Source organism: Vagococcus sp. JNUCC 83 (assembly GCF_053667615.1).
Genome location: NZ_CM132204.1, coordinates 1,599,914 through 1,623,453, shown reverse-complemented (window position 1 = coordinate 1,623,453; position 23,540 = coordinate 1,599,914). Strand labels below are relative to the sequence as shown.

Genomic DNA, 23,540 nt, shown 5'->3' with positions numbered 1-23,540 from the left:
AAAAAGTCGAAAATTTAATTTTTCGACTTTTCTTAGGTTTAGGAGAAGAATATGGAGAAAAAAATAATATCATTTGAAAAAATGACCTTCAAATACGATAGTCAAGCAGAACCGACTTTAGTAGATATTAATCTTGATATTTTTGAGGGTGAAAAGGTACTGGTTATTGGTGCTAGTGGCAGTGGAAAATCAACATTTGGTCATTGCTTGAATGGTTTGATACCACATATTTATCCAGGTGGAGTAACAGGTAAGGTACTGGTTAATAATAAAAATGTTGTTGAAAGTAGTATTTTTGATTTATCTTTTGATGTTGGAACTGTTTTACAAGATACGGATGGACAATTTATAGGAATGACAGTCGGAGAAGATATAGCCTTTGCATTAGAAAATGATGAAGTGTCTATTGGGGAAATGCGAGAAGTGGTATCTAAGTGGGGTAAAGAAGTAGGTTTAGAAACGATGATGACCCATAAACCCCAAGATTTGTCAGGTGGACAAAAACAGCGTGTTTCTTTAGCAGGCGTGTTAGTTGATGAATCTCCTATTCTTTTATTTGATGAACCACTAGCTAATTTAGATCCAAAATCTGGAATAGAAGCGATGAAATTAATAGATGATATTCATCAATTAACAAATAATACGATTATTATTATTGAGCATCGTATAGAAGATGTATTGAACTATCCAATTGACAGAGTAATTTGTTTTTCTGATGGGAAAATTATCGCAAATCAGACGGTCAATGAATTATTGCATAGTGATTTATTAGGAGAACAGGTTATTAGAGAACCTTTGTACGTCACGGCATTAAAGTATGCGGGTATTCCATTAGAAAATATTAAAGATTTGTCCTCGATTGACAGACTAGATAAAGAATATATCAGACCATTTCTGAATAAATGGTCTGATGAACAAAAAGATAGTCAACAAACGACAGAAAAGATTCCATTACTATCCTTAAGTAGTGTTAGTTATCAGTACGCCTCTAACTTAAAGAAAACGTTAGATAATGTCTCTGTTAAGTTCAATAGAGGTGATATGATTAGTTTAGTTGGACCAAATGGTGCTGGTAAATCGACTTTGGCCAAAGCTATTTGTGGTTTTATTCATGCAACGGGTGACATGTCATGGAATGGTGAAGATTTCTCTAAACTATCAATTAAAGAAAGATCTGAAAAAATTGGATTTGTTATGCAAAACCCAAATCAAATGATTTCAAAGAAAATGATTCGTGAAGAAGTAGCGTTAGGGTTAGAACTAAGAGGAGTTTCTCAAGAAGAGATTGACAGGAGAGTTGATGAAGTATTAAGCGTTTGTGGACTATATCCTTATAGAAATTGGCCGATTTCTGCATTAAGTTATGGCCAGAAAAAAAGAGTGACAATTGCTTCTATTTTGATTTTAAATCCTGAAATGATTGTTTTAGATGAGCCAACAGCAGGACAGGATTTAAAGCATTATACTGAAATGATGACATTTTTAGAAGAATTAAATAGAACGCAAGAAACGACAATTATTATCATAACGCATGATATGCATTTAATGTTGGAATATACAGATAGAGCGCTCGTTTTATCTGATGGGAAAATAATATCTGATACTTCACCATCGGAACTTCTCACATCTTTAGACAAAACAGAAAAAGCTTCATTAAAAGAAACAAGTCTTTATGAATTAGCTCTTTATATTGGAATGGAAAATCCAACGCTATTCGTTGAGCAATTTACAAAGTTTGATCGTGGGGTGAAAGCAAGATGAAAGAGCATCAATTATTGGGCTATATTCCTAATGACACATTTATGCATAAGTTAAGTGGAACGACCAAATTAATTATGTTGATTATTGTATCAATTGCTTGTATGACGACCTATGATACACGTTTTTTAATTATTATGAGCCTTTTATCAATTATTTTATTTAAAATATCAAAGATAAAGTGGTCAGATATTTCTTTTGTTGTAAAATTTATTATTGTGTTTTCAGTGTTGAACTTATTAACAGTTTTTTTATTTTCACCTGAATATGGTGTTAAACTGTATGGTAGTAAACATGTTATCATTCAAGGAATTGGTCGATACTCTTTAACTCAAGAACAACTGTTTTATGAATTTAATTTAATGCTAAAGTATTTTAGTACAGTTCCTTTTGTATTGATTTTCCTGTTAACTACTAACCCTAGCTCGTTTGCGGCAAGTCTAAATAAAATAGGTATTAACTATAAAGCCTGTTATGCTGTATCTTTGGCTATTCGTTATATTCCAGATATACAAGAGTCTTATTTTGAAATATCAAATTCTCAACAAGCTAGAGGATTAGAAATGGGCTCCAACGCTCCTATTTTAAAAAGAATTAAAGGTGTAATACAAATTGTTTTTCCACTCATTTTGTCAAGTATTGAACGAATAGAAGTGATAAGTACGGCGATGGAATTGAGACGTTTTGGTCAAAAAAAGAAACGCACATGGTATTCTGAAGAACCATTTCGTATAATTGATATTATCGCTATTGTTATTTCAATTTTAATATTACTAAGTAGTTTATTACTTATAAAATTTAACGGAGGTAGATTTTATAACCCCTTCTAATAATTAATTAAGAGACTGATAAGAAACCCCCTGAAATCAATTTACTAACATTTTGATTTCGGGTGGTTTCTTTTTTAGTGGAGTAATTTTTTACTTAAAGTCACTCTTGATTTAGCTTTTTTATACAAAAATTTTACATAGAAAAGACTTTGAAATTTACATAAAAAAGTTATACTCGCTTTAACATAAAAATATGGGGGTTAAAAAATCAAATGAAAAAAAAATTATTTTACGGGCTGTCAGTTATCGCTTCAATAGGATTGTTAGCAGCCTGTGGCTCAAGTAATGAAGAATCTAAAAAAGAGGATGGCATGCCAGATAAAATTACCATTGTAACAATGCCAGATGAGAATAATCCTGAGGCTGGTGGAAAAAACAAAAAATTTCAAGAAGATATGAGTAAAGCATTAGGTATTCCAGTCGAAATTATGGAAGGTGCTGACTATGCAGTTGGTATCGAAGCAATGAAAAATAAAAAACTAGATGTGCTGTTGGTTTCACCAATGAGTTATTTCCAAGCGAAACAGCGTGTAGAAGTTGAACCATTAGTAACAACATCATCTTCAGGTAAAGAAGCATATCGGACAGTATTTATCACTAAAAAAGATAATGATAAAATTAATTCATTAGAAGATTTGAAAGGAACTAATTTTGCATTTGTGGATCCGGCATCTTCATCAGGATATTTATATCCTAAATATGAATTAGTAACTAAATTAAAATTAGAACAAGCTAAACTAGAAGAGCCTGATTATTTCTTTCAAACAGTGGCATATTCTGGAAAACATGATTCTAGTGTCATGGGTGTATCAAAGGGAGATTATGATGCAGCTGCAGTAGCAGGACAAGTGTTACAAAGTATGTATGATGCTAAATTAGTTAAAGAGGGTGAATTTAAAATTATTGATGAAACCCAAGTTATTCCGAATGCCGCATATATTGTAAGAAAAGAATTACCAGATGAGTTGAAAAAGAAATTGAGGGATTTTTATTTGAATTATGACGATAAAGATTATTTTAAAGCTTTTTATAAAGATGACAGCGTAAGATTTATTGAAGCAAAAGATGAAGATTACGAAGGCGTAAAAGATATTATTAAAGTGTTAGACATAAAAGGAGAATAAAGATGACTTTATTAGAAATAAAAAATGTTAATAAAGAATATAAAACAGGACATAAAGCATTAAATAATGTTTCTTTATCTATTGACGAAGGCGAATTTGTAGTAATCATTGGCCCATCAGGTGCAGGGAAGTCAACGCTTATTCGTGTAATTAATCAATTAGCGGCTCCAACTTCTGGAGAGGTGTTGTTTGAAAATCAATCTATTTCACAAGCAAAAGGAAAAGAATTAAGAAAATTACGTTCACATATTGGGATGATTTTTCAACACTATAATTTAGTAGAGAGAACAAATGTTTTGAAAAATGTTCTTCATGGGAAACTAGGCCAAGTATCATTTTTTACAAGTGCATTTGGTAGATATTCTCAAGAAGATCGCAAAACAGCAATGGATTTATTAAAACAAGTAGGATTAGAGGATCAAGCATATAAACGTGCAGATGAATTGTCTGGTGGCCAAATGCAGCGTGTTGGGATTTGCCGAGCGTTAATGCAACATCCTGCCCTTATCTTAGCTGATGAGCCGATTGCTTCACTAGATCCAAAATCCTCAGAAGTTGTAATGAGTCAATTAAAAGATATTACAGAGTCAAAAGGTGTAACAACAATTGTTAACTTACATCAGGTCGACGTTGCGAAAAAATGTGCAACTCGTATTATTGGTGTTAGAAAAGGCGAGATTGTTTTTGATGGAAAACCTGAAGAATTGACAACTGATATGATTGAAACAATCTACAATAATGAACAACCTCAATCTGACAAGATTACAAGCATACCTGTGGTTCCGATTACTCAGGAGGGGCAAGTATATGGATAGTTTAGCACCTATTTCTTTAACACAACAAAAAAGCATAAAAAAGAAAGTGACAGTGGGATTATTATTTGTTGTTATTGCTTATTCTTTTATTTATTTAAAAGTTAATCCATTAACACCATTTGTGACTTTACCAAGTGTGTTTTCATTTTTTGGTGAGAATTTCTTTCCACCTAATTTTTCAGGATTTTCTAGTTATGTATCACTGATTATTGAAACTTTGTTATTTGCAGTAGTTGGTACCTATGTTTCAGCTGTATTATCTTTTATCTTTGGCTTATTGATGGCTGAATCAATCAATCCTTTTGCTCCAGTAAGAATAGCTATACGATTTATTGTATCATTTATTCGAAATATACCAGTGTTAGTCTGGGCTTCTTTACTTGTCTATATTTTTGGTATTGGAAATATGGTGGGATTGTTAGCGTTGATTATTGCAACGTTTGGTTTTTTGACACGATCATACGCAGAAGAGATGAATAATATTGCTGATAGCAAACTTGAAGCATTAAAAGCAACAGGGGCATCGCCAGCACAATTACTAGTACATGGTATCATTCCAGCTTTCTTCCCTTCTTGGGTAAACTGGACGTTCTTCTCTTTTGAAATTAATATCCGAGCATCAGCTATTTTAGGGATGGTTGGAGCAGGTGGTATTGGTATTATGATTCAAACAAATATTCGCTTATTCAAGTACAAAGAAGCTATGGCATTAATCTTAATTTTAGTTGCTCTAGTTCTAATGACTGAGTTTGTTGTGAATAAATTAAGAAAATGGATTTTATAGGAGGAATAAATCAGTGAATGATATCCCATTAACACAAAAAAAAGATAGAATAAGAACAGTCGTTATTACTATCTTTGCCATTGGTTTATTTATTGTCAGTGCAAGATTTTTAAACTTGGATATGGTGACTTTTTTATCGAGATTTGAGCAATCAGGAGAAGTAATTAAAAATTTTTTAGCCATCGACACATCAGATATTGGGACGGTTTTTTCAGAGCTTTTATTATCACTTTCTATGGCGATTGCTTCTTTATTTTTAGGTGCAATTATTTCGTTTATTCTAGCTTGTCTAGGAGCAGATAATATTTCACCGCTACCTTTTTTATCAGCAGTTATTAAAGGAATTATGTCAGTAATTCGTGCTATACCATCTTTAGTCTGGATTTTAATGATAGTTGCAAGTCTTGGATTTGGATCATTAGCAGGTATTATTGGGATGATGTTCCCAACAGTTGGTTATTTAACAAAGTCTTTTATTAGTAGTATTGAAGAAGTACCAGTACAAGTGATAGAAATAATGAAATCTACAGGAGCTAGTTGGTTTCAATTAATACAAGAAGGAATTTTACCGAATGTCTATAAATCGTTTTTAAACTGGTTAGCTATTCGAGTGGAAGGCAATGTCGCTGAATCTATTTCTTTAGGGATGGTTGGAGCAGGTGGTATTGGAACCTTGTTAACTAGAACAATCAGTGGCTATCAATATGGAAAAATTGCATTTATTGTGTTAATTATTTTTTGTACTATGTTTACCATTGAAATGCTTGTTACTCGTATGAAAAGAGCGATATAAAAGGAGAAGATATATGTATTATCAGCGATTACCATTAGAAACAACCTTTAATACAAGGGATTTAGGCGGAATACCGACAAAAGATAAAAATATTGTTGCATGGAAAAAATTATTTCGCAGTGACGATGTCTGTCGTTTAACAGATAACGATGTGGCATTTTTAGAAGAATATGGTATAGGAGCCGTGATTGATTTAAGAACTAATAATGAAAGAGCAGCTTCAGATTACCCATTAGAAAAAAGTTCAATAGTTCGTAATTATCATATTCCTTTTGTAGTTGATGAAAATATTCAAGATATTTCTAAAACGAATTTAGACATGTCATTGTATGATTTTTATGTGCAAATGATTGAAGAACAACAATCTATTGTTAAAGAATTATTTACAGCTGTTCATGAATCAAGAGAGAAGGGATTAATTTTTCATTGCGCAGCAGGAAAAGATCGAACGGGTGTCTTAGCTTCATTGTTGCTAGGGTTACTTGAGGTAGATGAGAAGGATATTATCGCTAATTATGAAACATCTTATACTTATCTTTCAGCCAATGAAGCGTTAGTGACACCAGAAGGCTATGAACATTTAATGTATTCTGATCGTCATAATATGGAAAAGTTATTGCCTTTAATTTCTGAAAAATATGGCACAGTAATTAACTACTTAAAAGAGTGTGGATTATCTGAAGAGATGTTATTAGAAATCAAAGAAGCTTATACACAAAAAGTGTAAATTTTACATATCATTTACAACGATATGATTTATTTTTTACAGTAAAGAAGTATAGTATAAATGTAGAGAATATCATTAATATGATATCGCTACAATCCACTTATTAATATTTAACTGAATAGTAAAATGACTTGTCAAAGAAATAAAACCTGATTTTTATAACAATGAACACTATCCCCCTAGTCGTTTTTTGTTATCTATTCTTCTAATCAACAAGTCAACAGAAAAAGCTGGATGAAGAATCATTCAGCTTTTTGAGTTGTAGGAGATGATTAGATATAATTAAGTTAGTAAATTTAAGGAGGAATGAAAAATGAAGATTGGTTATCATGGCCACTCTGTTGTAAGCATTGAAACAAATGATGGCACTCATATTCTTATTGATCCATTTATTACTGGAAACAAATTGACCGATTTAGTGCTAGAGGAGATACATGTTGATTATATTTTTATTACTCATGGTCATGCAGATCATGTGGGAGATATGGTCTATCTAGCAAAGAAAAATAATGCACATGTTGTGGGAATACCTGAAGTGTGTCATTTTGCAACAAGCCATGGTGTCAAAAACGTTCATCATATGAATTTAGGAGGCAGTTTTGCATTTCCTTTTGGCACTGTAAAAATGATTTTTGCTCAGCATAGTAGTGGTTATGAACTTGATGGGCAAATGATTTATATGGAAGAACCTGCTGGATTTCTATTTAATATTGATAATAGGATAATATATCATGCAGGGGACACAGCGTTTTATAATGATATGTCACTTATTGCAGACGATTTTGATGTGGATATTGCTTTTCTACCGATTGGTGATAACTTTACAATGGGAATTAACGATGCCGTGAAAGCTGCTAAAACGATTGATGCAAGAGTATCCGTACCTATTCACTATAATACGTTCCCAGTTATTGAACAAAATCCAGAAAAATTTGTAGATCAACTATCTGAACAACGCGGTAAAGTATTACAAAGTGGTGATTTTGTAAAATATTAAAAAATATCAGAGCAATTCTTTACTGAGTTGTTCTTTTTTTTGCGAAAACACACCTTATTTAGAAAATAAAAATAACAGAACCATTTCTATTGCTTTGTGGATAAAAAAAGTCTATAATAGCCCAATGTAAGAAATGAGAGGAAGTGATATACCTTGAAATTAACCAATGCAACAGAGCAAGCATTGGCGATTATGGCATTATTATCAACACAGGAAAAAGACATTCCAGTGTCATCAATCGCAATCTATCAAAAACTATCTGTGTCGTCTTCTTATATTAGAAAACTACTTAGGAAATTAGTTGTATCAGATATTATAGAGGGTGTTTCGGGGAATAATGGTGGTTTTTATATAAAAAAAGATTTATCTGAAATTACACTACTTAATATAGTAGAAGCAATAGAAGAGCCTTTTCATTCTTTTCCCAAAATTGGTGTATTAGAACGAGCATTTAGTGACTTTACTGAGATTGCTCAAACAGGTGATAAGCAAATAGCAGAATGTTTTTCAAAAGCCGATAGGAAATGGAATGAAGAGTTAGAAAGAATCACAGTAAAAGATATATTATCAGATGTTTTTCGTGAATATGGTGAAATACCACATAGAAATTGGAATGATTTTATAGAAGATGAGAGGTCAATTCAATGTTAAATAGAATTAAAAATGTATGGGAATTATTTTTATTAGATTGGAAAAGGATTTTTCATAACAAATTAACGTTTGTTTTGATGATTGCATTGATGATTATCCCATCTTTATATGCGTGGTTTAACATTGCGGCATTATGGGATCCCTATTCTAATACTGGTGGCATAAAAATTGGTGTTTACTCTGACGATCAGACAGTTGATTTGAAAGGAAAAAAAATCAATATTGGGAATGAAATTGTTGAAAACTTAAAGGATAATAAAACCATTGGGTGGCAATTTGTTTCATCTAAAAAAGAATTAGATGATAAAGTTAAAACGGGAAAATACTATGCAGGATTATATTTACCTAAAAACTTTACCGAAAATTTATTGAGTTTTACTAAAGGCGAAATTGATTATCCAGAAATTGAGTACCAGGTGAATCAAAAAATCAATGCGATTGCTCCTAAAATTTCAGATAAAGGGGCAGGGACCATTCAAGACACAATTTCGACTGAATTTGTAGAAACGGCTAGCAAAACATTATTAGAAGTGTTTAATGAAATAGGTTTTAACTTGGATGCCAATTTACCATCTATTCGAAAAATTACGGCTAAGATTCTAACAGTAGATGAAAACTTAGATGAGATTGATGGATACACCAAAGAAGTGTTAGAATTACAGGCTAAAATGCCAGAATTTAAAAATAAGTTAGCCTTGGCTAATGAATTTGTTGAATATATTCCTGAGTTAAATAAAACAACAGATAAAGTGGTTGATTTAAATAATAAGCTACCTGAAATTGCTCAGTATGGTCAGATAGTTTATGACGTTCAAGGAAATATTCCTAAAATAAAGAATGCAGGAACGCAACTTAATAAAGCTGATAATGATATGGATAAAATTGTTCAAATGATGGATGATGCGATTAATGAAGCAACAAAAGGATTAGAAGTCATTGGAACAGCTCAAAAGGTTTTACCAGATGTGACAGAATTAATCAATACAGCAGATGGCATGATTCCAGAGTTGAAAAAACAGCTACAAGAAATTGCTGATGTTTTGCCTACTGTGACAGAGGGATTAACACAAGGTTTAGAAGTTCTAGATACGTTATCAAAAGTATCTGGTAAATTAGCAGCAGATCTTGCAGCATTAGATACGGAAACACATACTGCTCAAATTCATGCTCAATTGGAAAAATTGAACACGCAGCTAAACACGCAACTACAACTCATTCAATCGTTAAAAGAAACATTAAACCAGTTAGCTAGTTTGCCAAATGCACCTGATTTTTCTAATGCTTTGTCTCAGTTAAATGATTTAGAAAATCATGTGAGTCATGCCCAAGCCAACGTTCAGTCTATTTTAGATAATTGGGAAGATTATGCAGCCGCACCTGCTAAATTGCAAGCAAAATTGACAGAAATTAGTAACACATTAAATCAGATTGTTGTATCAATTAATCCAACAGAAATAGAAGCACAAGTAAATCAAACATTAACCAATGTACAGCATATGCTTAATTCTGCTCAAAATATTACAGGAACAATTATCGCTGATGATACAATGAAAACTCTTGATAGTTTGTTAAAGAATACAACGAATACTATTAATGAAGCAATATCATTCTTGAAAGAGTATCAAAAGGAAATGCCAGCGATTCAAGATGAAATTCACACAGCTAATGTGATGCTTAATGGTAATATGAACTTGATTATTAATGGTATCAATCAAGGAGCGGACTTTTTTAGAAATGACTTTCCGGTAGTACAAAGTAAAATGAATAAAGCAACAGCGTTTATTAAAAATGATCTACCAGGAATTGAAGACGATGTAAAGTCGACAATGGGGAAAGTAAATGAAAAAGCTCCTAAGTTAGAGACGGCTTTAAATGCCGCTGAAATAATGATTAAAGAAGACTGGCCAAATATTAAAGAAGGTGTTCAAAAAGCCGCAAATGCTATCAGAAAAGGTGAAAAAGACATTGATTTAGATGAAGCATTAAAATACCTTAAAGGTGATGCAAATGCCGAAAGTAAATTTATCTCAAGTCCAGTTAAGCTAAAAACGAAGGATGTCTATCCTGTTCCAAATTATGGCTCAGCGAGTACGCCGTTTTATACAGCACTTTGTTTATGGGTTGGGGCCGTGCTATTTTCAAGTATAGCCTCAACTAAGTTTCATTTAGAGGAAGAACAAATAGGACGTTACTCTAAACGCCAACAGTTTTTAGCACGTATGGGAACATTTTTAGTTGTTGGTTTCTTCCAAGCGCTAATTGTTACAGTAGGAAATCAGTTATTGTTAGGAACTTATACAAAAAATCCAGTGTGGAATGTCGTGTTTGCTTTAATCATTGATTTGGCCTTTATGATGATGGTCTATGTACTGGTTGCTTTATTTGATAATCTTGGGAAAGGGATTGCGATTATTATCTTAGTTCTTTCTATTTCAGCTGGTGGAGGGAATTTCCCAATTGAAATGTCAGGCCCGTTCTTTAGAGCAATTAATCCTTACATTCCATTTACCTATGCTGTTAATTTGCTGAGAGAATCTGTGGGCGGGATTTACTGGCCATCAGCTCTTAAAGCAATAACTATTTTAGTAAGTATTACTATTGGATTCTTTGTGGCTGGATACATTTTGTACCCACGTGCAGAAAGATTATTTAAAAAAGTAGGAGACAACCTAAAAGAAGGACGAATTCTTCATTAAAATTGAATGATATAAAAAAGAATCTAGAATAAATCTAGGTTCTTTTTTTATTGTAAATAAAACAATAGTGTATTTAGGAAAAGGTTAATGAAAGTATAAAATGTGGGTATTTAGCAATAAATTAAATAACAATAAAAAAGTCGTTTACAACAAATTAATAGTAGCAGTATACTAAACAAGAAAAAATAATGACAACCAAAAAAAGGGGAAAGAATATGAGTAAAGTTGCGATAGTTACAGGCGCTGGACAAGGGATTGGATTTTCCATTGCTAAACGATTACACGAAGATGGGTTTAAAGTAGGGATTATTGACTATAATGAAGAAATTGCTAAAAAAGCTGCTGAAGAATTAGGTGAACATTTTTTTGCTGCAACAGCTGATGTTTCAGATAGAGATCAATTAATTTCAGTAGTTGAATCAATCGTTGAAACATTTGGTGATTTAAATGTGATGGTGAATAATGCTGGTATTGCACCAACAACACCAATTGAAACAATTACACCAGAACTTTTCAAAAAAGTTTATGATATTAACGTTGGTGGTGTTCTATGGGGGACACAAATTGCAACAGAAATGTTCCGTAAATTTGGTCATGGCGGTAAAGTAATTAATGCAACATCTCAGGCAGGTGTTGTTGGAAATCCTAACTTGATGCTTTATAGCTCATCAAAATTTGCGGTTCGTGGAATGACTCAAATTGCAGCCCGTGATTTAGCTGAAGAAGGCATCACAGTAAATGCTTACGCACCAGGTATTGTAAAAACGCCAATGATGTTTGATATTGCACATCAAGTTGGTAAAAATGCAGGAAAAGATGATGAATGGGGAATGCAAACATTTGCAAAAGATATCGCAATGAAACGTTTGTCTGAACCAGAAGATGTTGCTAATGTTGTATCATTTTTAGCAGGTCCTGACTCAAATTACATTACAGGTCAAACAATTATTGTTGATGGTGGTATGCAATTTCATTAAAATAAATGGTTTAGAACTCTCAGAATGATTCTGGGAGTTTTTTTGCATAATAAAAAAACGAGTACTTAAACGCGTACTCGCAACTTATTAGTCTTCAATTTTATGGATATCGATAATTGATCCAGTGTGGGCATCAGCTGTAAACTCGTATTGGACAAGTCGTCCTTCTTCGATACGAGAAATACCACCAGTATAAACATCTGTCTTAATCGCAAATTTGTCTAAAGGTTCTTTTTTAAAATGTATCCAAGAGCCTTCTATTGGTCCATCTTGTAAAAAGTCAGATTTCACTTGTTCTAAAATATCATCAGCAGATAATACTTTGTTGTCTTTGTACCATTTTGTTGCAAGAGAACCAGCAACTAATCCTACTGCCAGTCCAATTCCTAAACCAGTCGTTAAGCCATGATGATAAACTTCTTTTGTTTTTTGTTTTTTTTGAAACATGTCGTTACCTCCTATGGTAATACTGATGTTCTTATTGTAGCATAAATGGACAAAATGGAAAGAAAAAAAGAAGTAGGAATTAAAGTGATTGGTTTTTTCCTATGCTAAGCTTATGTTATAATTAATTGAAGATAGAAAGAGAGGTGACCTACTAATTTTTTAATTAGTAGATAATCATGGATGATAAATTATTTAATCGTATAAAAACATTAACAGAAATACAAAGTGTCAGTGGATTAGAAGACAATATGAGACGTGTCATGGCTAAAGAAATGGCTCCTTTTGTTGATAAAATCGAATATGATGGATTAGGTGGCGTGTTTGGTATTCGTAAAAATAAATCAAACGAAGCACCTCGTATCATGTTAGCTTCACATATGGATGAAGTTGGATTTATGGTGAGTCAAATCTTAGAAAATGGTTTATTTAGAGTAGTCCCTTTAGGTGGATGGAATCCTTATACCGTATCAGCGCAACGTTTTACTTTACAAACCAAAAAAGGAGATTATCCGATTATTTCAACATCTGTTCCTCCTCATTTGTTAAGAGGAGCAAACAAACAACAAGGTATTGATGTGGCAGATATTTTGTTTGATGCAGGATTTGTATCAAAAGAAGAAGCAGAAGAGTTTGGTGTGCGTCCAGGAGATGGCATCGTTCCGCAAGCTGAAACGATTAAAACTGCTAATGGTAAACGTATTATTTCTAAGGCATGGGATAACCGCTATGGTTGCACGCTTGTTTTAGATGTTTTGGAAGAATTATATGACCAAGAATTACCAAATACACTTATCGCTGGAGCAAACGTACAAGAAGAAGTTGGATTACGTGGAGCGAAAGTATCGACACATAAATTTAAGCCTGATTTATTCTTTGCGGTAGATTGTTCACCGGCTGATGACATGTCAGGTAAAAAAGATGCTAATGGTCAATTAGATGAAGGATTCTTATTAAGAATTTTTGATCCAGGTATGATTATGTTAGGGCGTATGCGTGAATATATTTTACAGCTAGCCGAAGATAATCATATTCCATATCAGTACTTTGTTTCAAAAGGTGGAACGGATGCTGGAGCAGCTCATTTGGCAAATGATGGTGTTCCTAGTGCTGTGATTGGTGTGCCAGGCCGATACATTCATACCCATCAAACTATGTTTAGTATTAAAGATTATGAGGCAGCTAGAGAAATGGTCTTAAAATTAATGACGACATTGGATAAAACAGAAGTAAATACAATAATATACGGAAAGTAGTGAAAGTATGTTAATACCAACAACTTATGAAGAATTAGCTAAACCATTGGAAAAAGGAAAAACAATGCTTTTCTTTACCGCAGATTGGTGTGGCGATTGTGTCTTTATTAAACCAGAGATGCCATCAATCGAAGAGAGTTCCCCTGAATTTACCTTTGTTCAAGTGGATAGAGATAAATTTATTGATTTATGTCAACAATGGAATATATTAGGAATACCAAGTTTTGTTGCGATAGAAGACGGACAAGAGATTGGTCGTTTTGTTAGTAAAAACCGTAAAACGAAAGAAGAAATTATGGCATTTATCAGTGAATTATAAAAGGAGGAGATAGTATGTTAGAGTCACAAGAATATCGTTCAATTTTAGTTGGGACAGATGGTAGCGAACAAGCACAGCAAGCATTTGAAAAAGCTGTAGCAGTCGCCAAACGTAATAATGCAGAAATAGTTGTTGCCCATATTATTGAAAATAAATTATATGGTGGAACCATGGCATTCTCTACATTTTCTCCAGATATTGTACAAGAAGAAACAAATCAAGCTAAAGAATTACTTGAAAGCTATAAAAAAATAGCAAAAGATTTAGGGTATGACCATGTAAAGGCAACACTTGAATTTGGATCTCCTAAAGTGATGATGGCAACAGAATTGCCAGAAAAATATCACACAGATTTAATTATGGTTGGTCAATCAGGACTTAATGCGGTTGAAAGGTTAGTCATGGGAAGTGTGAGTGATCACATCATTCGTACTGCACCATGTGACGTGCTAGTTGTTCGACCAGAATAAAAACGAAAAGAATGGTGAGGAAGAAATTAATGATTGTTAGTTATAATTTAGAAGCAGTGGGAGACACACTAATTATCGTCATTGCTGAAGGAAAAAACAAAGACGTCTCTGTCGTAAAACAAGGCAATGTTGCTTGTATTTTAGATAAAGAAACAGATCAAATTTTGGGATGGAATATTTTTGAAGCATCACACCATATCACAAATCTAAAAGGAAATGGTCAGATAGAACTATCACCGTCACAAATTACAGAACTTAATTTAGTTGTAAAAGAGGCAGGATTTGCCCATGAATTTGAAGTAGATAATACTCCAAAATTTGTTGTAGGATATGTTCACACTTCTGTACCACATGAAGATTCAGATCATCTGACTGTTAATGATATTGAAGTTGATAATGGAGAGCATTTACAAATTGTTTGTGGGGCTCCTAATATCAAAGCAGGATTAAAAGTAGTTGTGGCAAAGGTTGGAGCCATGATGCCAGATGGATTAATTATTTGGCCAGGTGAATTACGTGGTGTTGAAAGTTTTGGTATGGTTTGCTCTGCAAAAGAATTACGTTTACCAAATGCCCCACAAGAAAAAGGTATTTTAGAATTAGATGATAGTTATGAAGTAGGAACTCGTTTTAATTTACCTCAATAGTTAATACTTTATAAAATTTTGAGTTAATAATTGTTGTTTTAACGACTATGAGTTAAAATAACATCAAGAGACATATTAAAGGGGGGAATTGCAATGAGTTTTATTGATGAAACAGTCCAATTTGATTTTGGGGATAATAATAAACGTGAAGTAAGTGAAACATTAGCGATTGTCTATATGGCATTGAAAGAAAAAGGTTACAACCCAATCAATCAAATCGTTGGTTACTTATTATCAGGAGACCCAGCCTATATTCCACGTTATCAAGATGCTCGTAACTTAATTCGTCGTCATGAACGAGATGAAATTATGGAAGAGTTAGTAAAAAACTATTTAGTACATAATGGTATCAATCTATTATGAGAAAAATGGGATTAGATGTAGGATCTAGAACTGTTGGTGTTGCTGTAAGTGACCTGTTAGGTTGGACAGCCCAGGGGTTAGAAATTATAAAAATTAATGAAGATGAGGGCGAGTTTGGTATTGATCGTGTAGCTGAGTTGGTTAAACAATATGAAGTGACGGAATTTGTTGTTGGCTTACCTAAGAACATGAATAATACGATTGGCCCAAGAGCGGAAGCAGCAATGGCTTATGGTGATTTATTAAAAGAAACGTTTAACTTACCAGTTGTTTATCAAGATGAGCGATTGTCTACAGTGGCTGCTGAGAGAATGCTCGTTGAACAAGCTAATACATCTAGAGCTAAGCGGAAAAAAGTGATTGATAAATTAGCAGCTGTGATGATTCTTCAAAATTATTTAGATAAAAAGGTTTAATAGCCTTTTTGTCTTTTTTTTTGTATAATGAATGAGGAAGTAAAGATGAACAGAAAAGAGGAATAAACAATGACAGACAAACATGAACATCATCATGATCATGACCACGATCATGATACTGACGATTTAATTACATTGATTGACGACGAGGGAAATGAAGTACTGTTTCGTATTCATTTAACCATTGATGGAAAAGAAGAATTTGGAAAAGATTATGTGTTATTATATGACGCAAGCACACCAGAAGGCGAAGAAGTAGAATTATTAGCGTATGCTTATGAACAAGCTGATAATGAAGCAGAAGGACGTTTGATGGAAATTGAAACAGAAGCTGAATGGGACATGATTGAAGAAGTTTTCAATACATTCGAATCAGAAGAAGATTAAACATCTTAAAATAAGAGCTAAACCCTTGATATAACTGGGTTTAGCTTTTTTATTATGTTTAGTAGTTTGACAAGTGGGGAAGCCAGTAAGATTTAAATTAGTAATGGTATATAAAAACTGACAGTAAATAAATCAACTGTCAGTTTTCTTTGTCATTATTTTTTCTTTTTCATATATATAAAAATAATTGCTAAACCAATGATTAGAATGCCTATAAGTGGTAGATATTTTTGAACGACTTCTCCTGTTTTAGGAAGACGAGATAAAGATTTAATTTCTTGATTATCTTTATTTATTTTTTTATTTTTAGAAACTGATTTCTGAGAATTGGTATCTGTCTGACTGCTTGTTTCACTAGTTTTTGAACGAGTTGATTCGTTTGATTGTTCACTAGTACTTGTTTTTTTACTACTAGTTATTTCAGGATTAAGAGTGCTTAAAATATGTTCATCTTCATTTACTAGAACAGAAGAAGATGACGTAGCGTTAAGTTCTGTTTGACTGCTATTAACTGATGTCTCTATTGTCTCCGAAGTATTAGCAGTTAGACTACTTGATTCTTTACTTGTTGTTTGCGTAGTAGATGCAGTGCTACTTTCTGAAGTTATTTCATTGGTGATATTAGTCGTTTCTTGTGTCGATTCATTTTCAGATTGCTTGGTAGTGTCACTGTCACTTGATTGAGTGGTTTTAATTTCACTACTTGAAGAAGTGCTAGGCTTCGTTTCTGTTGTTGACTCGCTTGTTGAAATCATTGTATCACTTGTTTCAGGGACACTAATATTTCTTTTAGTATGTAGTTGTTTAAACTGGTTATTCTCTTCAAATAGTTTTCCAATTTCTAGTAGCAATCTATCTTGGTTTGTCGCAGCGTTAAACTGTATTCCTAAAGGTAGATTATCTTTGCTGACATAAGTTGGTAAACTAATAGCAGGTTCTCCTGTTAGATTGGCCAACTGAGTAAACGGCGTGTAGGCTAAAGAGGTAAGCCATTGATTGTAGACAACTTCCATTCGTTCATCTTTTGTCTTTAGTTCATTGATGTGTCTAATTTGTTCAGCATGTTCTGGTTTTAATAGTATCTCATCAAGACTTGGAGCAGTCGATGCTGTTGTTGGCGTTAAGATTAATGGAAACTCTTGATGAAGTTGTTCCATTACGTTTTTTACTTCATCGTTGTATGCATTCACTTTTTCTAAATCTTCTTTATGGACAAACTCACTCGCTTGATAAAGAGCCCATGTGACTAAGTCAGCATCATCAATGGTTAATTTTCGTTTTAATGTTTGTTGTGATAAAAAATTTGCCAAATTTCCAGATGCAGTAGCCATTTCATAATAACCATGCATAAGTTTGACACCATCAACTGGCATCGTTATTTCCTCTGTAACAAATCCCTTCGAGTTTAAAAAGTGTACAGCGTTCATAATCGCTTGTTTGGCATCTTCGCTTACAGGTGTCCCAACAGGTGAAGTCGTTGTGTATCCTATTTTTAATCCAGTAAGATTAGTTGGAGCCGGTTTAATATCAGATATTAATAAGTTTTCAAATAATGCCGTTGTGTCTTCCATATTTTTAGCAATTGGAAAATTAACCACTTGACCTGTTTTGGCATTTCCCTGAATAATTCCTCGAGAAGGTTTTAAGCCAACAAGGCCATTCCATGAGGCAGGGATTCTGATTGACCCACCAGCATCACTACCAGATGCAACAGGAACCACTCCTGAAGCAACAGCTGCTCCAGAACCACCAGATGAACCACCCGCATGATAATGATAATTCCACGGCGTCGATGTAGGTCCGTATAATGTCGAATCTGACACATTTTTTAAGCCGAGTTGAGGATAGTTACTTTGTCCAATGACGACAAAACCTAAATCTTGTAGTGATTTAGCAATTCTTCCCGTGAATTTTGTTGTTAGATGTTTATTAAAAGCTAATCCGTTCGAATTACTACCACCTGTAATGCTATGGCCTAAGCCTTTCACGACAATCGGAACACCAAAAAAAGGTTGCCCTTTGTCTACCATCTCACTAGCTTCTTTTAAAGCAAGTTCTTTTCTTGTTGTAATTAATGCATTTGTTTTAGGATTTTCTATGGCATTAACTTGAAATGCTAAATCAATTAGTTCTTCCGTTGTGACTTTTTTCTCTCTTATTAGTTTTGCTAAATCAGTCGCACTCATAGAGATGTATTCATCAGTTGTTAGAGGCACGTGTTGTGATGTATCAGTAACAATGGTTGAGCGACTCGTTGCAGTGACAGGAACTTCGACTGCTTGAGTATGTATACCAACAGATAGTAATGCTGTGGCAAGTAATAATTTGATATGATTTTTTATAGACATATTTTTTCTCCTTTTTTTCAAACTCTATATAGTGTAAAGAAAAAAAAGAGAAAAAATAACCTTGTTTATTCTTAACGAGGTTATTTTAAATTTTAAACAATGATATGTGTTTTAATAAATAAAAAAAATAGTAGTTAAAAGACAGAACGGAAAATCAAGTGAACAATTTTGTTTTTATCTATTAATAAGGTTGTATGCTTTTTGTGTATTAGCAAAATGAATTTTTGCGTATTGTTCTAAAAGGGGCTTACCGCCTTTTTTAATAATTTTAGCTGCAGCTAGATCGGATTTTTGTCCAGCACCAGAAGGAACATCAAAACCAAGTTCTTTACTGGCTGCTTCTAAGCTAGTTAAAAATTCTGCACGGCAAATAATTGAAGCAGCGGCAACAGATAGATGGTATTGTTCCCCTTTTGTTGTGAAAAATAAAGGTTTAGTCACTGGATATTTTTCTTTAGATAGGTATTTACGATAATTTGATTCAGGTGTAAATTGGTCTATCAAAATACCTTTAGGGGTAATTGGTTTGATGTCTTGCATGAGTAAAAAAATTGCTTGATTATGCAAGGCAACTTTCATGCGGTTAACATTGTACTCAGGTTGTATCTCATTATATTTTTTTGGTGTTAGAACGAGTTTTCTATAAGGTATCACATGGATAATTTCTTTGGCAATTCGCTTAATGTCATTATCTGTAAGCATTTTAGAATCTTTTACGCCAAGTTCTTTTAGCAATGGCATATGAGAGTGATCAACATAAGTAGCACAAACAACCACTGGGCCAAGGTAACTTCCATTTCCAACTTCATCACTTCCAATAACATTCCATGTAGCAAAATCTTTTGGTAATGAGTTTGAAGAATTAGTCGTTTGTTTTTTTTGAGTTGACCCTGCTCCACGTTTTTCCCACATGGCTGCTTCTTTTTCAGCATTCATTCCTTGGAATACTACTTTTTTGGATTGGTAAGCAGTGATTACAACTCCTGGTATTTTCGCTTGAAACAATGCATGTGGGGGTGCTTTTTGGAAAAAAGGTTCGTATGCTGTAGATAATTCTTTTAGTAATGTGTCTGTAGCTAATAAAGTAATGGTTTGTTGCATCGTTAACTTCCTTTATAATAAATTTATGTTAAGTATAACATGTTTTTTCTTTTGAATGATTCTTAAGTTAGCACTCGCTTAATTGTCAATTAAAAGAAAGTCATATATAATTAAGATGTTTCTTTTTAGTGAAGGATTTATGGGAGGATTTAAAATGGCTCTTGAAGAGAATAAGCGATACAAAGCGACAATTGGTGGCAACACATACACTATTATAGGAAAAGAAAGTCATTATCATATGGATATTGTTAATCAATTAGCTAATGAGCAACTTGAGAATATTATGAAAAGTTCACCTAATTTGTCAACAGAACAAGCAGCTATTTTATTAGCTATCAATACGTTATCAGTACAAATAAAGCAACAAGAAACAATTCTTGATTTAAAAAAAGAAGTTTGTGATTTAGAAGATGAATTGGAAAAAATGATTGAGTTGGAAGAAAAATTAGATAAAATAGAAGCTCGAGAAAAAGCTGCTAGAAAGAAAATAATGCAAGAAAATCGTGAGTTGACTGATGAAGAGATGTTAAACCAAATTGAAATTCAGAAAGTAGTTAATGAACAAGCGAAAGAGAAAATAAAACGCAATAATAAGCAAAAAAATCAACTTCCATCAAATAAAAAATAAGTAGGTTTTACTATGATGTTAACAGTAATTAGTATATTAGTATTATTAACAGGATTTTATGCAGGGTATAGACGTGGGTTTGCTTTGCAATTAGTCTATTTTGTTGGATATGCCATTAGTTTTTTTATGGCAAAAGAGTTATATAAAACAGTCGGGAAAAAAATTGAATTACTCATTCCTTATCCAGCTCCAACACAAGGGACAAAGTTGAGTGTTTTTGACAGTAGTCTATTATTTGATTTAGACAAAGCATTTTATGCAGCATTTGGATTTTTGATTGTGTTAGGGATTGGTTATCTGATTACTAAATTTGTCGGAATGTTATGTTATAGATTAACATTTATTCCATTAGTTAATAAAAGCAATCAGCTAATTGGTGGATTAATTAATTTAGCCTTAACTTATATAGGTTTAGTGATTATTTTGACTATATTAAGTATGGTTCCAATAGAATTTATACAGAACGCTTTTGCCAAATCAGGTACTGCAAGAACGATGATTGAACATACACCAGTATTGTCATCTAATCTTTACCAATGGTTTATTAAACAAATTATTCTATAAGAAAAGAGCCTAATAGAAGTAGGCTCTTTATTTACATAAGTCGTATTTTAGGAAGTGACATAAAATGAAAAAGAAAATAGAAGATGTATTAGAATTTGATAAAGTTAAACAGATGTTATCACAGTATATTGTGACCAAGCCTGGTTTAGACCATGTCAATGAGTTGAGAGCATCACATAAACATGAAGCTATTGAAGACAATTTAATGGAAACAGAAGATGGCATGACCGTTTTGCGCCTACGTGGTGGTATTCCAATGCCTGGTTTAGAAAATATTAAACCTCACATGAAACGAATTGAAATAGGGGCTATGCTAAATGGATTAGAGTTAGCACAAGTTGGTCGAGTGTTGACCACAGTCCTTGAAATTCAACGGTTTTTTGATGATTTAAAAGATGCGGATATTGAATTACACCGTGTATATGAGTGGTCAGAAAAAATGATTGCTTTACCAGATTTAGCTAAAACAATTAAAAGATCCATTGATGAGGATGGACATGTGACAGACGAGGCATCAACTGAATTAAAACAAATTAGACAAAGTATCAGACGATCTGAACAGGCAGTTAGAGAGCAACTTGACGGAATTCTTGGTGGAAAAAATTCGAATTATTTAAGTGATACCATCGTGACAATGAGAAATGATCGTTATGTTATTCCGGTTAAAAGTGAATATCGTAGCCATTTTGGTGGCGTGGTTCATGACCAGAGTGCATCAGGTCAAACAGTGTTTGTTGAGCCAAGGCAAGTAGTTGAACTAAATAATCGTTTAAGACAACATCAAATAGCAGAACGAAAAGAGATTGAACGTATTTTAGCAGAGCTATCTAATGAATTGGCACCTTATAGGCATGATATTTTACAAAATGCGTTTGTATTAGGTAAACTTGATTTCATTAATTCTAAAGCGTTGTTTGCTAAACAGTTAAAAGCAGTTGTACCAAGAGTTAGTCAAGACAAAGATGTGTATTTAAAGCAAGCGAGACATCCATTGATTGATGAAACTATTGTTGTGCCAAATGATATTGTGATTGGAAAAGACTATCAAGCTGTTGTGATTACCGGACCTAATACAGGTGGTAAGACAATTACACTTAAAACGTTAGGTTTGCTTCAATTAATGGGACAAGCTGGGTTACCAATACCAGTTGATGAGGAAAGTAGTATTGGAATTTTTTCAAATATTTATGCTGACATTGGAGATGAACAGTCCATTGAACAGAATTTATCAACATTCTCTTCACATATGACAAATATTGTGTCAATTTTAGATAATCTTGACTCAGATAGTTTGGTATTATTTGATGAGTTAGGAGCAGGAACAGATCCACAGGAAGGGGCAGCACTAGCTATCTCTATCTTAGATAAAGTGGGAGAGATTGGTGCCTATGTTATGGCAACGACTCACTATCCTGAGTTAAAAGTTTATGGTTATAACCGTGCTAACACAATAAACGCTAGTATGGAATTTGATGTAGATACTTTAAGTCCAACCTATCATTTGCTGATTGGAATTCCTGGTCGAAGTAACGCATTTGAAATATCAAAACGATTAGGATTATCTCCTGAAATTATTGAACAATCAAAACAAATTATTGATGGTGAAAGTCAAGATTTAAATGATATGATTTCTGATTTAGAAAATCAACGTAAAATGACCGAAACAGAATACCTAGAAATGCGTCACTATGCGGATGAAGCTGAAATTCTCTACCATGATTTAAAAGAAGCATATGAACTGTTCTTTACTGAACGTGAAAAAGAAATGAACAAAGCGAAAAAAGAAGCCAATGACATCATCAGTAACGCACAAGAAGAATCAGAAAAAATGATTAAAAATATACGTCAAATGCAACTTCGAACAGGAAATAATCAGGCAGTTAAAGAGCATGAATTGATTGAAGTGAAATCTAGTTTAGAAAACTTGAAACATGATGAAACGCATTTGAAGAAAAATAAAGTGTTGAAAAAAGCCAAAGAGAAAAAATCATTTAAAGCAGGCGATGATGTCTTAGTTGAAGCATTTGGTCAACGTGGGACATTAATTGAAAAAGTTGGCAATAAAGAGTGGCAAGTACAGTTAGGTATTCTAAAAATGAATGTCTCTGAAGATGGTATGACACGAATCGCGCCAGAAAAAGAATCAAAGATGCGTGTATCTACAGTAAAAAGTGATAGTGGAGGTAGTCGTCAATCAGTTTCCACACAACTTGATTTACGTGGTAAACGATACGAAGATGCTATAGCTGAGGTGGATCAATATATTGACGCTGCCTTACTTGCAGGATATCCTCAAGTAACCATTGTTCATGGGCGTGGAACAGGAGCTCTTAAACAAGGAGTACAAGACTATCTAAAAAATAATCGCCGTGTTAAAAAATATAATTTTGCCCCAGGTAATCAAGGTGGCGATGGTGCGACGATTGTTAGTTTCTAAAATGTGAG

The 23,540-nt window shown here is 33.2% G+C and carries 24 protein-coding genes; 21 read left to right on the top strand and 3 right to left on the bottom strand.

Going from position 1 to position 23,540, the window contains the following annotated elements:
• Positions 1-51: 51 nt before the first annotated feature.
• The 11 genes from JNUCC83_RS07875 (at position 52) to JNUCC83_RS07825 (ending at position 12,152) form a co-directional block, all read left to right on the top strand.
• A complete protein-coding gene (locus JNUCC83_RS07875) occupies positions 52-1,761 on the top strand; it encodes an ABC transporter ATP-binding protein (RefSeq protein ID WP_454459499.1) in 1,710 nt (569 codons plus the stop codon).
• A complete protein-coding gene (locus JNUCC83_RS07870; protein WP_454459498.1) occupies positions 1,758-2,588 on the top strand; it encodes an energy-coupling factor transporter transmembrane component T family protein in 831 nt (276 codons plus the stop codon). Before JNUCC83_RS07875 ends, JNUCC83_RS07870 begins: the two co-directional genes overlap by 4 nt.
• A 212-nt stretch (positions 2,589-2,800) precedes the next feature.
• Positions 2,801-3,712, top strand: coding sequence for a phosphate/phosphite/phosphonate ABC transporter substrate-binding protein (locus tag JNUCC83_RS07865; RefSeq protein ID WP_454459497.1), 912 nt, complete (start codon positions 2,801-2,803; stop codon positions 3,710-3,712).
• Positions 3,713-3,714: 2 nt separating this feature from the next.
• A complete protein-coding gene (phnC, locus tag JNUCC83_RS07860; protein WP_454459496.1) occupies positions 3,715-4,527 on the top strand; it encodes a phosphonate ABC transporter ATP-binding protein in 813 nt (270 codons plus the stop codon).
• On the top strand, positions 4,520-5,311 hold the full coding sequence (phnE, locus tag JNUCC83_RS07855; RefSeq protein WP_454459495.1) for a phosphonate ABC transporter, permease protein PhnE: 792 nt from the start codon (positions 4,520-4,522) through the stop codon (positions 5,309-5,311). Before phnC ends, phnE begins: the two co-directional genes overlap by 8 nt.
• A 13-nt stretch (positions 5,312-5,324) precedes the next feature.
• Positions 5,325-6,104: a PhnE/PtxC family ABC transporter permease gene (locus JNUCC83_RS07850; protein ID WP_454459494.1), complete on the top strand. Its 780-nt coding sequence runs from the start codon at positions 5,325-5,327 to the stop codon at positions 6,102-6,104.
• A 13-nt stretch (positions 6,105-6,117) separates the two neighbouring features.
• On the top strand, positions 6,118-6,831 hold the full coding sequence (locus JNUCC83_RS07845) for a tyrosine-protein phosphatase (RefSeq protein WP_454459493.1): 714 nt from the start codon (positions 6,118-6,120) through the stop codon (positions 6,829-6,831).
• Between the two features lie 313 nt (positions 6,832-7,144).
• Positions 7,145-7,828: a metal-dependent hydrolase gene (locus JNUCC83_RS07840; RefSeq protein WP_454459492.1), complete on the top strand. Its 684-nt coding sequence runs from the start codon at positions 7,145-7,147 to the stop codon at positions 7,826-7,828.
• A 153-nt stretch (positions 7,829-7,981) separates the two neighbouring features.
• A complete protein-coding gene (locus JNUCC83_RS07835) occupies positions 7,982-8,479 on the top strand; it encodes an RrF2 family transcriptional regulator (RefSeq protein WP_454459491.1) in 498 nt (165 codons plus the stop codon).
• A complete protein-coding gene (locus tag JNUCC83_RS07830; RefSeq protein ID WP_454459490.1) occupies positions 8,473-11,175 on the top strand; it encodes a YhgE/Pip family protein in 2,703 nt (900 codons plus the stop codon). Before JNUCC83_RS07835 ends, JNUCC83_RS07830 begins: the two co-directional genes overlap by 7 nt.
• A gap of 215 nt (positions 11,176-11,390) precedes the next feature.
• On the top strand, positions 11,391-12,152 hold the full coding sequence (locus tag JNUCC83_RS07825) for a (S)-acetoin forming diacetyl reductase (RefSeq protein WP_454459489.1): 762 nt from the start codon (positions 11,391-11,393) through the stop codon (positions 12,150-12,152).
• 87 nt (positions 12,153-12,239) lie between these two features.
• On the opposite strand, the gene JNUCC83_RS07820 is transcribed toward JNUCC83_RS07825, so the two are convergent.
• Complete coding sequence (locus JNUCC83_RS07820) at positions 12,240-12,599, bottom strand: PepSY domain-containing protein (protein ID WP_454459488.1); 360 nt, start codon at positions 12,597-12,599, stop codon at positions 12,240-12,242.
• A 176-nt stretch (positions 12,600-12,775) separates the two neighbouring features.
• Here JNUCC83_RS07820 and pepA point away from each other — a divergent pair, with 176 nt between their 5' ends.
• The 7 genes from pepA (at position 12,776) to JNUCC83_RS07785 (ending at position 16,454) form a co-directional block, all read left to right on the top strand.
• Positions 12,776-13,852, top strand: coding sequence for a glutamyl aminopeptidase (gene pepA / locus JNUCC83_RS07815; RefSeq protein WP_454459487.1), 1,077 nt, complete (start codon positions 12,776-12,778; stop codon positions 13,850-13,852).
• A 7-nt stretch (positions 13,853-13,859) separates the two neighbouring features.
• Complete coding sequence (locus JNUCC83_RS07810) at positions 13,860-14,171, top strand: thioredoxin family protein (protein ID WP_454459486.1); 312 nt, start codon at positions 13,860-13,862, stop codon at positions 14,169-14,171.
• A 14-nt stretch (positions 14,172-14,185) separates the two neighbouring features.
• Positions 14,186-14,641 (top strand): universal stress protein, encoded by a 456-nt coding sequence (locus JNUCC83_RS07805; protein WP_454459485.1) that lies wholly within the window; start codon positions 14,186-14,188, stop codon positions 14,639-14,641.
• A 29-nt stretch (positions 14,642-14,670) separates the two neighbouring features.
• The gene (gene ytpR / locus JNUCC83_RS07800) at positions 14,671-15,288 is read left to right on the top strand and encodes a YtpR family tRNA-binding protein (protein ID WP_454459484.1); all 618 of its coding nucleotides are present in this window, start codon (positions 14,671-14,673) and stop codon (positions 15,286-15,288) included.
• Positions 15,289-15,381: 93 nt separating this feature from the next.
• Positions 15,382-15,651: an IreB family regulatory phosphoprotein gene (locus tag JNUCC83_RS07795; protein WP_071456343.1), complete on the top strand. Its 270-nt coding sequence runs from the start codon at positions 15,382-15,384 to the stop codon at positions 15,649-15,651.
• Positions 15,648-16,067, top strand: coding sequence for a Holliday junction resolvase RuvX (gene ruvX, locus JNUCC83_RS07790; protein ID WP_454459483.1), 420 nt, complete (start codon positions 15,648-15,650; stop codon positions 16,065-16,067). The genes JNUCC83_RS07795 and ruvX overlap by 4 nt, the downstream gene beginning before the upstream one ends.
• Positions 16,068-16,136: 69 nt before the next feature.
• Complete coding sequence (locus tag JNUCC83_RS07785; protein WP_454459482.1) at positions 16,137-16,454, top strand: DUF1292 domain-containing protein; 318 nt, start codon at positions 16,137-16,139, stop codon at positions 16,452-16,454.
• 155 nt (positions 16,455-16,609) lie between these two features.
• On the opposite strand, the gene JNUCC83_RS07780 is transcribed toward JNUCC83_RS07785, so the two are convergent.
• Positions 16,610-18,802: an amidase family protein gene (locus JNUCC83_RS07780; RefSeq protein WP_454459481.1), complete on the bottom strand. Its 2,193-nt coding sequence runs from the start codon at positions 18,800-18,802 to the stop codon at positions 16,610-16,612.
• A 174-nt stretch (positions 18,803-18,976) separates the two neighbouring features.
• Positions 18,977-19,903, bottom strand: coding sequence for a ribonuclease HIII (gene rnhC / locus JNUCC83_RS07775; RefSeq protein WP_454459480.1), 927 nt, complete (start codon positions 19,901-19,903; stop codon positions 18,977-18,979).
• Positions 19,904-20,057: 154 nt separating this feature from the next.
• Here rnhC and zapA point away from each other — a divergent pair, with 154 nt between their 5' ends.
• The 3 genes from zapA (at position 20,058) to JNUCC83_RS07760 (ending at position 23,532) form a co-directional block, all read left to right on the top strand.
• Positions 20,058-20,531 (top strand): cell division protein ZapA, encoded by a 474-nt coding sequence (zapA, locus tag JNUCC83_RS07770; protein ID WP_454459479.1) that lies wholly within the window; start codon positions 20,058-20,060, stop codon positions 20,529-20,531.
• Between the two features lie 12 nt (positions 20,532-20,543).
• Positions 20,544-21,095 (top strand): CvpA family protein, encoded by a 552-nt coding sequence (locus JNUCC83_RS07765; protein WP_454459478.1) that lies wholly within the window; start codon positions 20,544-20,546, stop codon positions 21,093-21,095.
• 64 nt (positions 21,096-21,159) lie between these two features.
• Positions 21,160-23,532 carry an endonuclease MutS2 gene (locus JNUCC83_RS07760; RefSeq protein ID WP_454459477.1) on the top strand — a complete coding sequence of 791 codons (2,373 nt, stop codon included), beginning with the start codon at positions 21,160-21,162 and terminating at the stop codon, positions 23,530-23,532.
• Positions 23,533-23,540 lie beyond the last annotated feature (8 nt).

Coding starts and splice junctions, on each gene's coding strand:
- phnC (WP_454459496.1), top strand. CDS start 3,715: ATGACTTTATTAGAAATAAAAAATGTTAATAAAGAATATAAAACAGGA.
- JNUCC83_RS07825 (WP_454459489.1), top strand. CDS start 11,391: ATGAGTAAAGTTGCGATAGTTACAGGCGCTGGACAAGGGATTGGATTT.
- JNUCC83_RS07865 (WP_454459497.1), top strand. CDS start 2,801: ATGAAAAAAAAATTATTTTACGGGCTGTCAGTTATCGCTTCAATAGGA.
- JNUCC83_RS07780 (WP_454459481.1), bottom strand. CDS start 18,802: ATGTCTATAAAAAATCATATCAAATTATTACTTGCCACAGCATTACTA.
- phnE (WP_454459495.1), top strand. CDS start 4,520: ATGGATAGTTTAGCACCTATTTCTTTAACACAACAAAAAAGCATAAAA.
- JNUCC83_RS07840 (WP_454459492.1), top strand. CDS start 7,145: ATGAAGATTGGTTATCATGGCCACTCTGTTGTAAGCATTGAAACAAAT.
- JNUCC83_RS07870 (WP_454459498.1), top strand. CDS start 1,758: ATGAAAGAGCATCAATTATTGGGCTATATTCCTAATGACACATTTATG.
- pepA (WP_454459487.1), top strand. CDS start 12,776: ATGGATGATAAATTATTTAATCGTATAAAAACATTAACAGAAATACAA.
- JNUCC83_RS07810 (WP_454459486.1), top strand. CDS start 13,860: ATGTTAATACCAACAACTTATGAAGAATTAGCTAAACCATTGGAAAAA.
- JNUCC83_RS07830 (WP_454459490.1), top strand. CDS start 8,473: ATGTTAAATAGAATTAAAAATGTATGGGAATTATTTTTATTAGATTGG.
- JNUCC83_RS07875 (WP_454459499.1), top strand. CDS start 52: ATGGAGAAAAAAATAATATCATTTGAAAAAATGACCTTCAAATACGAT.
- JNUCC83_RS07765 (WP_454459478.1), top strand. CDS start 20,544: ATGATGTTAACAGTAATTAGTATATTAGTATTATTAACAGGATTTTAT.
- JNUCC83_RS07845 (WP_454459493.1), top strand. CDS start 6,118: ATGTATTATCAGCGATTACCATTAGAAACAACCTTTAATACAAGGGAT.
- rnhC (WP_454459480.1), bottom strand. CDS start 19,903: ATGCAACAAACCATTACTTTATTAGCTACAGACACATTACTAAAAGAA.
- ruvX (WP_454459483.1), top strand. CDS start 15,648: ATGAGAAAAATGGGATTAGATGTAGGATCTAGAACTGTTGGTGTTGCT.
- zapA (WP_454459479.1), top strand. CDS start 20,058: ATGGCTCTTGAAGAGAATAAGCGATACAAAGCGACAATTGGTGGCAAC.
- JNUCC83_RS07805 (WP_454459485.1), top strand. CDS start 14,186: ATGTTAGAGTCACAAGAATATCGTTCAATTTTAGTTGGGACAGATGGT.
- JNUCC83_RS07785 (WP_454459482.1), top strand. CDS start 16,137: ATGACAGACAAACATGAACATCATCATGATCATGACCACGATCATGAT.
- JNUCC83_RS07820 (WP_454459488.1), bottom strand. CDS start 12,599: ATGTTTCAAAAAAAACAAAAAACAAAAGAAGTTTATCATCATGGCTTA.
- JNUCC83_RS07795 (WP_071456343.1), top strand. CDS start 15,382: ATGAGTTTTATTGATGAAACAGTCCAATTTGATTTTGGGGATAATAAT.
- JNUCC83_RS07760 (WP_454459477.1), top strand. CDS start 21,160: ATGAAAAAGAAAATAGAAGATGTATTAGAATTTGATAAAGTTAAACAG.
- ytpR (WP_454459484.1), top strand. CDS start 14,671: ATGATTGTTAGTTATAATTTAGAAGCAGTGGGAGACACACTAATTATC.